Here is a 13,369-nt window from a genome sequence, read left to right as displayed (position 1 = left end):
ACAGCCGAAAGCTTGCAATACCTGTCCGACGTTTACGGCAGGCCGCGATGCATGGCGGGCTGTAACCTTCGAACGCTCTCATGGAGTGGCTGGACCCTTCGCATTTAGTCTTGTGGCTGAGGGGATTAGCGCGCATTCTGGTGTAGGAAGGAATCCCGTCTCGGCATTGACGAAGGAGAGGAGGAGTGTTTTCAGCGCGTCATTGGCGCTTTGCTTGTTGGGCGTCGCCCGCTGCGGTTGCAGTTGGTGAAGACAGCACATCTCCCAAAACGCCGATTCACCTTGGTGAGCTCTGACGATGGTCGAGGCGCCAGCAACCGTGATCGTCATAGATGATGACCCGGAAATCCGTTCTGCGGTCGACAGCCTCTTGCGTTCAGTAGGCTTTGCCGTCAGCCTCCTCGACTCGGTGGGCGACTTCCTCAAGACCGGACGACCCAACGGGCCGGCCTGTCTTGTGCTTGATGTCCGGCTTCCAGGGCAAAGCGGTCTTGATTTTCAGCTCGAGCTGTCGCGAGAAAATATTCAGCTGCCGATCGTCTTCATCACCGGGCACGGCGACATTCCAATGTCTGTCCGGGCGATGAAAGGGGGTGCTGTCGAGTTCCTGACGAAACCGTTTCGCGATCAGGATTTGCTCGACGCTGTTCACCTCGGCCTGGAGCGTGACCGCGTTTGGCTTGAAAGTGAAAAGGCATTGGCGACAGTGCGCGCGCGTTTCGAGAGCTTGACCCCCCGAGAGCGCGAGGTAATGGCGTTGGTCGTAACTGGACGGCTGAACAAGCAAATCGCCGCAGATCTCGGTGTGAGCGAGATTACCGTGAAGGTTCACCGTAGCCAGGTCATGCAGAAGATGGGGACCAAGTCCTTGCCCGAACTCGCGCGAATGGCTGACAAGCTGAACTTTGCGCCCAAAAAACCGCTTAGGCAGGTATAAAGGCTCTTATGCCCGCGTATAGGTTATTCCCTCCTCTTTGATACCCGAACTTTCCTCCCGACCAATAGTCAGGTGGGAAGCCTACTGTTATGGTCAGAAATCTCCTCCCAGGGGGCTCAGCAACCGGCCTCCAATTTGACCCCGCCCCTTGCTGGGCGGGGCTTTTTCCCGGCAGAACCGAAAGCAATTCGGCGCCGCGGCGAGACCCGAACCTGCGGCTGCTGCTTTCGCCTCGTCGACCGCTAGCCGGCATCTAAGAGCGCACGCGCGATGTCCATGCGGATAGGTGCGACGGAAGGTCAATGCACATAGCGTGAACCATTCGCCAGCCAACCAGCGGTGTCGATGTGAGCTGAAGCGCCTTATTTTAGGGGCCAACACGACCCGTCGGCCCGTGCGTTCAGTGTTGCTCCACGCGTCAGGACCGACAGCGCCAGATGACAGAAAGAAATCGTCATACTACGTCGTGTGTGGTAAAAGATTGCGTTCACACTCGCTGTGGCCAAACTAGGCGGACAAATCTTGTGGGCGCTTGCTTGGTGACCGAATCCGGCAATTGAACACCTCCTCTCGATTCGTCGCTGACGGAGATAGCAGCTTGGAGCTCTTGTGGGAGGATGGCGAACGCGTGCTGTCCCGCGGCCGGCGTCTAGGTGCCGGCGGCCAGTGGAACGCTGTGCTGACCGTCCTTCCTGCCGCAGCGCATCGAACGCGTGCAAGCCTCGATCGCCTCGCCCACGAATATGAACTGAGGGACGATCTGGACGGTGCATGGGCCGTGCGGCCGCTCGAGATGGTGCGCGAAGGCGGTTGCACCATGCTGGTCCTGGAGGACCCCGGCGGCGTGCCGCTCGCCCGGCTTCTCGACGGCCCCATGGAGGTCGGAAATTTCTTGCGCATCGCAATCGCCATCGCCTCGACTCTCGGCAAAGTTCACCAGAGCGGTCTCGTCCACAAGGACATCAAGCCGGGCAATATTATCGTGAACGGCGAGACTGAGGAGGTTCGGCTGATCGGCTTCGGGATTACCTCTCGCCGCTCTCGAGAATGGCAGGCCGCTGACCCGCCCGAGACCATCGCCGGAACGCTCGCCTACATGGCGCCTGAGCAGACCGGCCGCATGAACCGGTCGGTCGACTCTCGCAGTGATCTCTACGCACTCGGCGTCACCTATTACCAGATGCTCACCGGCGTCCTGCCGTTTGCAGCTGGCGATCCAATGGAATGGGTGCACTGTCATCTCGCAAGGAAGCCGTTGTCGCCCAATGAGCGGCTGAAGGAGGCGCCCGGCGTCCTCTCAGCGATCATCATGAAACTTCTAGCGAAGACGGCCGAGGAGCGCTACCAGACCGCGGCCGGGCTGGAGCGCGATCTGCGGCGCTGTCTCACCGCCTGGCAGGCTCTGGGCTGCATCGATCACTTTCCGCTTGGCGAGCACGACACGCCAGACCGACTCCTGATTCCTGAGAAGTTGTATGGGCGTGAGCGCGAGATCGAGGTCCTGCTCGCCGCCTTTGACCGCATTGCTCAGGGTGGCGCGCCGGAGCTGGTGGTGGTTTCCGGCTACTCCGGTATCGGCAAGTCCTCCGCCGTCCACGAACTCCATAAAATCCTCGTACCCTCCCGCGGACTGTTCGCCTCAGGCAAGTCCGACCAATACAAGCGCGATATTCCGTATGCCAGTCTGGCGCAGGCCTTGCAGGGGCTGATCAGCCCCCTGCTCGGCAAGAGCGAGGCCGAGCTGGCGCCCTGGCGCGAGGCTTTTGGCGAGGCCCTTGGCCCGAACGGCCAGCTCGTGGTGACGCTGGTCCCCGAGTTCGAACTGCTCACCGGCCCGCAGTCGCCGCTACCGGAGCTGCCGCCCCAGGACGCGCAGCGCCGCGTCCAGATGGTCTTGCGCCGCCTGCTCGGCGTCTTCGCTAGGCCGGAGCGCCCGCTGGCGCTGTTCCTCGATGACTTGCAGTGGCTCGATGCTGCGACGCTCGACCTGATTGAACACTTGGTAACCCAGTCCGAGCTGCGTCACCTGCTGCTGGTCGGCGCCTACCGGGACAACGAGGTCACGCCAGCGCACCCGCTGATGAGGCGGCTGGCAGCGATCCGCAGCATGGGCGCACCGGTGCAGGAGATTGTGCTAAAGCCGCTCGGGCATGAGGATCTCGGTCGGCTCATTGGCGATGCCCTGCATTGCACGCCAGCCGATGCCGCGCCATTGGCCCGGCTGATGCACGACAAGACCGCCGGCAATCCCTTCTTCGCCATCCAGTTCCTCACCGCCCTGGCCGAGGAAGGGCTAGTCGCCTTCGGCCAAGGGCAGGCGCGCTGGTCTTGGAACATCGACCGCATCCACGCCAAGGGTTACACGGACAACGTAGTGGATTTTTTGCTGGGTAAGTTGCGCCGCCTTCCCGAAGAGGCCCAGGACGCCCTGCAGCAGTTGGCCTGCCTGGGCAACATTGGCGATGTTGCCACCCACGGTCTGGCCCAGCGGGAGAGCACCGTGACTCTGGAGGCAGCCCTGTCGGAGGCGGAGCGCGCCGGGTTGGTTTTACGGAGGGGTGGGGCCTATCACTTCCTGCACGACCGCGTGCAGGAGGCGGCTTACGCGCTCATCCCTGCAGGCGAACGGGCTGCTGCGCACCTCGCTATCGGTCGGCGGCTGGCCGCAAACACGCCGTCGGAGGCGGTTGAGGACAGTGTCTTCGAGATCGTGGGCCAACTCAATCGCGGCATAGCGCTGATCGACTCGGGCGAGGAGCGAGAGCGCCTTGCGCAACTGAACTTAATCGCTGGCCGGCGCGCCAAAGCCTCGACCGCGTACGCCTCGGCCCTGACTTACTTCAGCACCGGGCTGGCCCTATTGCCGGAGCCCGGGTGGGAGCGCCGGTATGAGCTGACCTTCGCACTTGAGCTCCACCGGGCCGAATGCAAGTTTCTCACCGGCGAGCTGGGCGAAGCGGAGGCACGCTTCGCTGAGCTGGCATGCCGCGCCATCAGCCTGCCCGACCTTTCTACAGTCACCCGGCTGCAGGTGGATCTCTTCATGACCCTCGGCCGAAGCGACCGCGCTGTCAGGGTCGGTCTCGACTATCTGCACCGCGTTGGCGTCGCTTGGTCGGCGCATCCGACGAAGGAGGATGTCCGGCAGGAATACGCGCGGATGTGGCGCCAGCTCGACCACCGCCCGATCGAAGCGCTGCTCGAACTGCCTCGGATGACCGATCCGGTCGCGTGCGCGACGATGGACGTCCTCACCTCGCTCGTGTCGCCGGCATTGTTCACCGACGAGAATCTGCGCTGCCTCGTCATTGGCCGCATGGGGAACCTCAGCCTGGAGCATGGAAACGGCGACGCATCGTGCTACGCCTACACTGCCGTTGGCAACGTGCTCGGACTGTTTTTCGGCGACTACAAGGCAGGATTCCGCTTCGGCCAACTTGGGCTTGACATGGTGGAGCAGAGGGGTATGGACCGGCTCAAGGCGCGCGTTTACCTGGCCTTTGGCAACCTCGCGAAACAGTCTACGCGGCATTTCCCATCGGGCCGGCCAATCGCAGGGCACGCCTTCGACATGGCGCTGCAGGCCGGTGACCTAACCTACGCGGCCTTTAGCTGCAATAACGTCCTCACGCAACTTCTCGCCAGTGGCGATCCGCTCGCCGAAGTGCAGCGCGCGGCCAGGGCCGGGCTCGACTTCGCGCAGAGGGCGAAGTTCGGTCTCGTCATCGATCTCATCACCGCACAGTTCGGGCTCGTGCGGACTTTGCGCGGCCAGACGGCGATCTTCGGTTCTTTCAACGATGCCGGGTTCGATGAAGTCCGGTTCGAGCAGCATCTGGAGGAGGATCCGCGCCTGGCGGTCGCAGCCTGCTTGTATTGGATCCGTAAGTTGCAGGCACGTTTCTTCGCCTTCGACCCGGCCGCAGCGGTCGCGGCGGCGACGAAAGCAGGACGCCTTCTTTGGATGTCGGCAGCAATCTTCGAGCGGGCGGAATACCATCTCTACGCTGCGCTGGCGCGGGCCGCGTTGTGCGACGCCGCCCCCGCTGCGGAGCAAGCCCGCAACCGCAAAATTTTGGCCGCACATCACTGCCAGCTCCAGGAGTGGGCTGAGAACTGCCCGGAAAACTTCGCGAGCTGTGCCGCGCTGGTTGGCGCGGAGATCGCCCGCCTCAAACGGCGGTGGCTCGAGGCCGAGCGTCTCTACGAACAGGCCATCCGCTCCGCCCGCGACAATGGCTTGATCCACAACGAGGCGCTGGCATCCGAATTGGCAGCGCGGTTCTACACAATTCGTGGCTTGACGACCAATTCCCATGCCCACATGCGAAATGCGCGGCACTGCTATTGGCGTTGGGGAGCTGATGGCAAGGTGCAGCAACTCGATGCATTGTATCCCTACCTGCAAGAGGACGAGCCCTCATCCGGTTCAATCAGGACGATCGGAGCGCCGATCGAACAACTTGACCTCGCCACCGTGATCAAAGTGTCGCAAGCCATCTCGGGGGAGATAATCCTTGAAAAGTTGATCAACACGGTCTTGCGGACCGCCATTGAGCAGGCGGGAGCCGAGCGCGGCCTGTTGATCCTGTCGCGCGGGGGTGAGTCACGGATCGCGGCGGAGGCCACGACCGCTGGCGACTCGGTGGTGGTGCAGGTGCGCGACGAGTTCGTGACCGCGATCACACTGCCGGAATCGGTCCTTCACTATGTCTTGCGCACAAATGAGAGCGTCGTTCTCGGCGACGCCATGGCGCAAAACCCGTTTTCCGAGGACCCCTACATCTTGAAGTACCATGCTCGTTCCGTTCTCTGCCTGCCGCTGCTCAACCAGGGCCAACTGACTGGAGTACTCTATCTTGAGAACAACCTCGCCCCTCGGGTCTTCGCGCCGACCCGGATCGCGGTTCTGAAGCTGCTTGCCTCTCAGGCGGCGATCTCGCTGGAAAATACCCGGTTGTACCGCGACCTCGCAGAACGCGAAGCCAAGATCCGTCGCCTCTTCAAGGCTAACATCATCGGCATTCTCGTCTGGGACATCGAAGGTCGCATTCTGGAGGCCAACGACGCATTTCTCGACATGCTGGGATACGACAGAGAGGACCTTGCCTCCGGTCGGCTATGCTGGACGGACCTGACGCCGGACGATTGGCGCGATCGCGATGCACGGACCGTTGCAGAGCTGAAGATGATCGGGGCAGTCCAACCGTTCGAGAAGGAGTACTTTCGGAAGGATGGCAGTCGTCTGCCTGTGCTGGTCGGCGGTGCGCTTTTTGAGGAAAGCAGGAACGAAGGTGTTTCTTTCGTACTCGATTTGACCGATCGCCGGCGGGCGGAAACAGCGTTACGCGAAAGCGAGCAAGCCTTGCGCGAGGCGCTGGGACAGTTGGCCCACGTAAACCGCGTCGCCACCATGGGTCAGCTAACAGCCTCCATCGCTCATGAAGTCAATCAACCGATCGCCGCGTCTGTGACAAACGCCCAGGCCGCCTTGCGCTGGCTCGGTGCCCATCCGCCGAACCTGGAGGAGGTGGTTCAGGCGCTTGGCCGGATCGTCGAGAACGGCAAGCGAGCCGGCGATGTCATCGGCCGCATCCGCGCCTTGGTCAAGAAGGAACCGCCTCACCGAAGGCGTTTCGATCTCAATGAAGCCGTTCGGCACGTAATCGCCCTGATCCGCATCGAAGTGCTCCGGCAAGGCGTTTCGCTACGCACCGAGTTCGCGACGAGCCTGCCGGCCATGAAAGGAGATCGCGTCCAGCTTCAACAGGTAATCCTCAACCTCATTATGAACTCCGTCGAGGCGATGAGCGGCACCAATGGGGAGGAGCGCGAATTGACGATTATCACCGAGACAGAGGCCTCAGGAGCCGTGGTCGTCCGGGTGCGCGACTCAGGACCTGGCCTTGATCCCCGGTGTATGGACCGCCTGTTTGAGGCATTCTACACGACCAAATCCAGCGGCATGGGCATGGGCCTGGCGATCTGCCGTTCGATCATCGAGGATCACGGGGGCCGGCTTTGGGCCACTGCGAATGTACCTCGTGGGGCCGTGTTTCACTTCACCCTGCCAGTCGAAAGGGAGGAAACCGCTCACGCAGAGCAGGAATGAAACAAGAGGAGGAGACCATGGATATCCGCAAATACGCCGTGCTGGGCGTTGTCGTGCTTGCTAGCGTCGTCAGTTCTAATTGTCCGGCCACTGCCGAGGACGTGACGATCTCCGTCTGGGCGCTCGACCGTGATACCCAGCCGGCGCCCAATCTAATCGCCGAATACAACAAGCTTAAAACGGGCATCAAGGTCGAGTTCCGGCAGATTCAGTTCGACGATGTGGTCAGCGAGGCCATGCGCGCCTATTCGACGGACCAGGCGCCGGATATCATTGCCGTTGACAATCCGGAACATGCCCTATTCGCCGCGCGCGGCGCCTTTCTTGATCTAACCGCCATGTTGGAGAAGTCGTCAGTGATCAAGCCGGAGAACTACTTCCCCGGCCCGCTTGCCTCCACCATGTGGAAAGGCAAGCACTATGGTATACCGAAGGCTACAAACACGATTGCGCTCTACTACAACAAGGACATGTTCAAGGCCAAGGGCCTCGATCCGGCAAAGCCACCCGAGACCTGGGCCGAATTGATGGACGCGGCACGAAAGCTGACCGATCCGGCCGCCAACGTCTATGGCATAGCTTTTTCGGCGAAGGCGAGCGAGGAGGGCACCTTCCAGTTTCTGCCTTGGGCCCAGATGGGCGGTGCCAGCTATCAGAACATCAACACCGATGGCGCGGTCAAGGCGCTGGAAATTTGGAAAACGATTCTGGACGAGAAGCTTGCGTCCCCGGATACACTGACTCGCGGCCAGTGGGATTCAACCGGCACGTTCAATTCAGGAAACGCGGCCATGGCGATCTCCGGCCCCTGGGAGCTTGACCGCATGGTCGCTGAAGCGAAGTTTGATTGGGGCGTGACTTTGCTGCCGGTGCCGGAAAAGGGTGCCGAACGGTCCTCTTCAATGGGGGACTTCAATTGGGCGATCTTTGCCAACACGGATCACCCCGAGGAGGCCTTCAAGGTGCTGGAGTACTTCGTATCCCAGGATGCTCGCATGTTCAGCGAGTTCGGTCTGCTCCCCGCCCGCTCCGATACGCCGATTGCCGAGACCGGCCAGCCACTCAAGGATGCTGCCCTCAAGGTCTTCCTCGAACAGCTGAAATATGCACAGCCCCGCGGCCCACATCCGGAATGGCCGAAGATTTCCAAGGCTATCCAGGATGCCATTCAGGCGGCCCTGACCGGCCAGACGAGCCCCAAAGACGCGCTTGACGAGGCGGCCGAAAGGATCAAGGCGGTGCTAGGCTGACTGCCTTCAGAGCTTCGGCGCGGCAGCTCGATTGCGGACGCTTCGCCTTGCTGCTGCACCGTCGCCCTGGTTGAGCGTCCGCCGATACGCTTTCAATGGCGCAAGAAGCCTATGTCTCTCAGTCGGCATCGCGGCTCGCGGAAACGGTTCCGCTACGGCCCGCAGGAAATGCAGAAGAACAGGGGTATAACCTTAGCCCCGCGTATAGGTCGTCCCCTACCAGTTGGTATCTGATCTTTCCTCCCGGCCAATAGCCGGGGCGGCAATGCATTGATATGGTCAACCAACGTACTGCGCGGTCTCCCTCTTGCCTAATCGGCCCGCGAATGGATCGACATAACGGGTACCTCAGGACGTAGAACCCTAACGGGTCGCTCTTGTGCAGCGGTTAAAGATCGATCTCCGCGAAACGCGCAGGCTGGCTCTAATCGCCGTTGAGGTAGAGAGCATGAATGCATTACAAACGACTCTCTTTGCAGTAGGAACGGCTGTTCCGGCAGCGGCGGATGATGCTAAGCCAGCGGCGGCGCAGCCGAATGGATGGGCATATCTGTTTTCGTCCTGCTGCGTCCTCGATTGCCGCGAAATCCGGCAACGAGTGGTTGTCGAGTACCCGAGCGGCTACCCCGTCACTGCCATTGGGGACCTCATGGCGTCAAGCGATACTAAGAACAGCCCGGACGGACAGTTTGACCAATACCCGATGTCTCACCTGGCCGCGCCAACCAATCGCGCTTCTTGGACGTCAAGCTTTGCTCGACCTTACCCTTACATCTACTTTTTACCGACGACCGAGTTCGACGTCAGGTGCCAGCGGCGGAACCGGGACATACCATGAGCATCGGCAACTCGGTCCTCATTGTCGACGGCGAACCCCTCATCCGCATCGAATTCGCCGATATGCTTGAAAATGTTGGGTTTCTCCTCGCGACCACAGCCGCAGCCGCCATCTCCATCCTTTCAGAGCACGAGAAAATCCGTCTGATAATGATGGATATGGAAATATGCGGAAGGATACACGGTGGCAAGGCCTGCTCCAGTTTCCTGGTTGTGCGGAGCGGCGATCCCTGTAAGACCGAATACACTAACTAAGGCCCTGGTCGTTGATGGCAGTTGACTTTTCGCCCACTGTATATTCTCCCCTGGACATGGATTTCTCCTGATGTAGTGGGGAGCAGCATCCATCACCGGGTTCGTGATGACCGCAATCTTGGCAATTGTTGAAATCGGACAATTCGCCAATCGAGCAGCGCAGCGCAACGCCCGAAAACGTTATGCGAGCGGCCGCATTTCAGTAGGCCTCTTGTGTGTCGTGGTTCGCCGGTGTCTGTTATCTCGCAAGGAGCCTCGTTGACGCGGAAATCCCGACAAATACCCTCCGTTCACTAACGTTTCAGCGAACCCATTCTGACTTCCGGGGCAATCGTCAGCGTCCTGACCCCTGAACATTAAACGGCACCGGTGGTGTCCTCGATGCCCTGTGTACCCGCTCACATGGGAGCACGCGAATCTGACCGGCAATTACCTCTGGAAGGACAAACCTGCTCTCGATGAAAATGGCTCCTGTGCGATCCGGTTATTGTTCAAGGGCCAATGAGCGATCTTTGGAACGAAGGCTCTTGAGGATAAGAAAAGTGCCTTTCTGCGTTACTTGCCGAATCCTGACGAAATTTGGTGAAAAATACTGAAATTCCACTGCAGTCAGTGCATTTAGCGGCACCTTTTCGCGATACTGCCAGCTATCACTGACACCCGAGGCCCGCATGTCCCCGTTAATCCACCACATCAGCAGCGATGAAACTCTACCCAAGTCAGCCGACGTCGTGGTAATTGGCGGCGGGATTGTCGGTGCCAGCGCAGCCTATTTCCTGGCACGGCGCGGCCTGTCGGTGGCGCTTATCGAAAAGGGCTATGTCGGCTGCGAACAGTCGAGCCGGAACTGGGGCTGGTGCCGTCGGCAGAACCGTGACGCACGTGAGTTGCCGCTTGCCAATCTGGCGCTACGGCTGTGGGAGGAGCTCACCAAAGAAATCGGACATGATCTTGGCTTTCGCCGTTGCGGGCTCACCTATGCGACCGCCGATCAAAAGCAGCTCGCCGAATGGGACAAGTGGCGCGAGGTTGCCCGGCGGTTCGACGTCAATACGCGGATGCTTACGGCCGACGAAGCGGCTGCCGCCGTTCCTGCGGCTGGCGGTCGCAAATGGCTGGGCGGTGTCCATGCTGCAGACGATGGCAAGGCCGAGCCTGCGCTTGCCGCCCCTCGGATCGCCGAGGGCGCGCGCATGCATGGCGCGACCGTTCACCAGAACTGCGCGGCACGCGGACTGGATATCACCAATGGGCAAGTGAGCGGCGTCGTCACCGAGCAAGGCACTATCCGCACCGGCGCGGTCCTATGTGCGGCCGGTGCCTGGGCTTCTGCTTTCCTGCGCATGCATGCCGTTTCGCTGCCGCAGGCCAGCGTCCGTCAGACCGCCTTGCGGACCGCTCCTGCACCGGATTTTGGTGAGGCAGTCTATACATCCGACTTTGCCATGACGCGCCGGCTCGATGGCAGCTACACAATCGCGATCAGCGGCAGGGCGACCCTTGAGATCACGCCGCAGGGGATCCGCTATGTCCGTCCGTTTTTGCCGATGTTCATCAAACGGCTGAAGGCCGTCGAGATCGGCATAGGCCGCTCGTTCTTCGAGGGCCCGGACTCCCTCCGTCGCTGGCATCTCGACAGGCCGACCCCCTTCGAGCGCATCCGTGTCCTCGATCCCGCTCCGGACAAGCGGATGTTGGCAACCATCATGACGCGGGTAAGAACCCTGTTCCCCACTGTTGCCGATGCCGGCGTCGTGTCCTCCTGGGGCGGGTATATCGACTCGACACCGGACGCCGTACCGGTGATTTCCCCGGTGGACAGCATTGGCGGAGTATTCGTCGCCGCGGGCTGTTCCGGACACGGCTTCGGGGCCGGACCTGGCATTGGCCATCTGGCGGCGGATCTCGTCGCGGGCGACGCGGCAAGCATTGATTCGACCCCATTCCGACTGTCGCGCTTCACGGACAGATCGAAAATTGAAGTTGGCGACTTCTGACGCAGCGGTCCTTCTGGCAACTCACGGCTCGGCTTTGCTGCCGAAGAGTGCGCCGTCTACTGAGCAGAGGAAACTGCTAAACTTCGGCTGGAAGGCCGCCAGAAGAGGACTAGCGCGCGGGAGCAGCTTGATGAGCCCAGACATCCAGTTCCACCAGCTCAGTTCCCAGTGACCAGAGGGGGGAAATCATATGTCAGATCGAACGACGAGCGCTTCTGCCAGAAAGCTGGCATTCATCCATACTGTTTCCAGCCTTGTTTCCGAGTTCGAGGGCCTCGCCAAACAACATCTGCCCGGCTGGAAGCCGTTCGCGATCCTCGACGAGAGCCTCTTGAGGGATACCATTGAGCGCGGGTCGCTATCCGATCTGACGAAACGAAGGCTCGCGACCTACACATGGTCGGCAATCGACGCCGGTGCAGATGCGATTGTCGTCACATGCTCAACCCTCGGACCCGCAGTTGATGCCATTGTGCCGCTTTGCCCTGTGCCGCTGTTCCGTATCGATGAGGGCATGGCCAAAGCTGCTGTCGAGCATGGAAACCGCATAGGCGTCCTCGCGACCTTATCCACGACGTTGGTGCCGACAGTGGATTTGCTGAAGCGCCAGGCATGCGAGGCGGGCAAGGATGTAGCAATCGACCATGGGCTTGTTCAGGGAGCGTTTCAACTCCTCGCCGGCGGGGACGTCGAAGCCCATGACGCGCAAATCCGCCAAGCTCTCGAAGAACTGTCGCAAAAGGTCGATGTGGTCGTTTTGGCGCAGGCCTCGATGGCCCGTGCAATGCGGGGCACGGGCCACAGCGTTCCAGTTCTGACAAGCCCCCGACTTGGGGTTGAAAACGTAAAACGGCGTTTAGAGCAGCGATAGGACAACAGCGGGAGAGGATGCACATACGCATGACGAGTCTTGCCGCAATATTGTTTGGGGGCGGGGCAACCTCCAGCCCGATCGCCCGTAGGAGCGTCACCATTTCTCCGGCAATGGCGATGACGGCGACGGCGGGAGGCTGGCCGCCATCAGCGTGCGACAATGCGCGCAAAGCCTCACCTGGCCTTTCTCGCGAGAGCTCGCCGAGGGCGCAGCGAGCCGTGCAGTCTCAGGACTGATTGACGATCCGCCTCCTCGTCATTGCCGGGCCGCACTCTCCTTGATAGCCGGCCGCGTCCGGGCCTGCCATCAGCGGGGTCTGGCAGCGCCCCCAGCAGCGGCTCCCAAAATCTACGTCACCACTCGTCCGCTTTCGATGGCACAACGACGAAGACGTTGGGAGTAGTTCCCATGGTGACCGGCGATATCCGCCGCTACAATTTCGCGCTCAACACCGTGGGTCGCGCTACGGTGTGTTGCGCCCCACGAATTGTGAGGCAAAGAGCGCTTCCAGTCAGTCGTTCTGCCGGTTGGCGATCAGGTCGTCGACGACGGTCGGATCGGCCAGCGTCGAGGTATCGCCGAGCGCGCCGTAATCGTCCTCGGCGATCTTGCGCAGGATGCGGCGCATGATCTTGCCGGAGCGGGTTTTCGGCAGGCCGGGGGCGAACTGGATCTTGTCCGGCGAGGCGATCGCGCCGATTTCCTTGCGAACATGGGAGATCAACTCCTTGCGCAGCTCTTCCGAGCCCTGCTGGCCGACCATCAACGTCACGTAGCTGTAGATACCCTGGCCCTTGATATCGTGCGGATAGCCGACGACGGCGGCTTCCGACACCGCATCATGGCTGACCAGGGCCGATTCGACCTCGGCTGTGCCCATGCGGTGGCCGGAGACGTTGAGCACGTCATCGACGCGACCGGTGATCCAGTAATAGCCGTCCTCGTCACGGCGGCAGCCGTCGCCGGTGAAATACTTGCCCTTGTAGGTGGAGAAGTACGTCTGGATGAAGCGCTCGTGGTCACCATAGACGGTGCGCATCTGGCCCGGCCAGCTGTCGGTGATGCAGAGATTGCCGTCGGCCGCACCGTCGATCACCTTGCCTTCGC

7 protein-coding genes are annotated in these 13,369 nt (G+C 61.0%); 6 read left to right on the top strand and 1 reads right to left on the bottom strand.

Features of this window, described 5'->3' with window-relative positions:
* Window positions 1-298: 298 nt before the first annotated feature.
* The 6 genes from A3AY_RS0121140 (at window position 299) to A3AY_RS0121115 (ending at window position 12,259) form a co-directional block, all read left to right on the top strand.
* On the top strand, window positions 299-937 hold the full coding sequence (locus tag A3AY_RS0121140) for a response regulator transcription factor (protein ID WP_018327675.1): 639 nt from the start codon (window positions 299-301) through the stop codon (window positions 935-937).
* A 598-nt stretch (window positions 938-1,535) separates the two neighbouring features.
* Window positions 1,536-7,049 (top strand): trifunctional serine/threonine-protein kinase/ATP-binding protein/sensor histidine kinase, encoded by a 5,514-nt coding sequence (locus A3AY_RS0121135; RefSeq protein ID WP_018327674.1) that lies wholly within the window; start codon window positions 1,536-1,538, stop codon window positions 7,047-7,049.
* Between the two features lie 17 nt (window positions 7,050-7,066).
* Window positions 7,067-8,299: an ABC transporter substrate-binding protein gene (locus A3AY_RS0121130; protein ID WP_026203677.1), complete on the top strand. Its 1,233-nt coding sequence runs from the start codon at window positions 7,067-7,069 to the stop codon at window positions 8,297-8,299.
* 834 nt (window positions 8,300-9,133) lie between these two features.
* Complete coding sequence (locus A3AY_RS0121125) at window positions 9,134-9,391, top strand: response regulator (RefSeq protein ID WP_018327672.1); 258 nt, start codon at window positions 9,134-9,136, stop codon at window positions 9,389-9,391.
* A 671-nt stretch (window positions 9,392-10,062) separates the two neighbouring features.
* On the top strand, window positions 10,063-11,388 hold the full coding sequence (locus tag A3AY_RS0121120) for an NAD(P)/FAD-dependent oxidoreductase (RefSeq protein WP_026203676.1): 1,326 nt from the start codon (window positions 10,063-10,065) through the stop codon (window positions 11,386-11,388).
* Between the two features lie 190 nt (window positions 11,389-11,578).
* Window positions 11,579-12,259, top strand: a complete 681-nt coding sequence (locus tag A3AY_RS0121115; protein WP_018327670.1) for an aspartate/glutamate racemase family protein — start codon at window positions 11,579-11,581, stop codon at window positions 12,257-12,259.
* Between the two features lie 514 nt (window positions 12,260-12,773).
* Here A3AY_RS0121115 and A3AY_RS35760 read toward each other — a convergent pair.
* The coding region (locus A3AY_RS35760) for an AMP-binding enzyme (protein WP_040669084.1) at window positions 12,774-13,369 on the bottom strand (596 nt) is incomplete at its 5' end.

Source organism: Rhizobium giardinii bv. giardinii H152, assembly GCF_000379605.1.
In the GTDB taxonomy this organism is placed as follows: domain Bacteria; phylum Pseudomonadota; class Alphaproteobacteria; order Rhizobiales; family Rhizobiaceae; genus Pararhizobium; species Pararhizobium giardinii.
Note: the sequence above shows the minus strand (reverse complement) of the source record. Positions and strands in the feature narration are given on the sequence as shown.

Bases quoted from the DNA above. Each gene is read 5' to 3' on its own strand.
- A3AY_RS0121140 (WP_018327675.1), top strand. From the start codon at position 299: ATGGTCGAGGCGCCAGCAACCGTGATCGTCATAGATGATGACCCGGAA.
- A3AY_RS0121130 (WP_026203677.1), top strand. From the start codon at position 7,067: ATGGATATCCGCAAATACGCCGTGCTGGGCGTTGTCGTGCTTGCTAGC.
- A3AY_RS0121125 (WP_018327672.1), top strand. From the start codon at position 9,134: ATGAGCATCGGCAACTCGGTCCTCATTGTCGACGGCGAACCCCTCATC.
- A3AY_RS0121120 (WP_026203676.1), top strand. From the start codon at position 10,063: ATGTCCCCGTTAATCCACCACATCAGCAGCGATGAAACTCTACCCAAG.
- A3AY_RS0121115 (WP_018327670.1), top strand. From the start codon at position 11,579: ATGTCAGATCGAACGACGAGCGCTTCTGCCAGAAAGCTGGCATTCATC.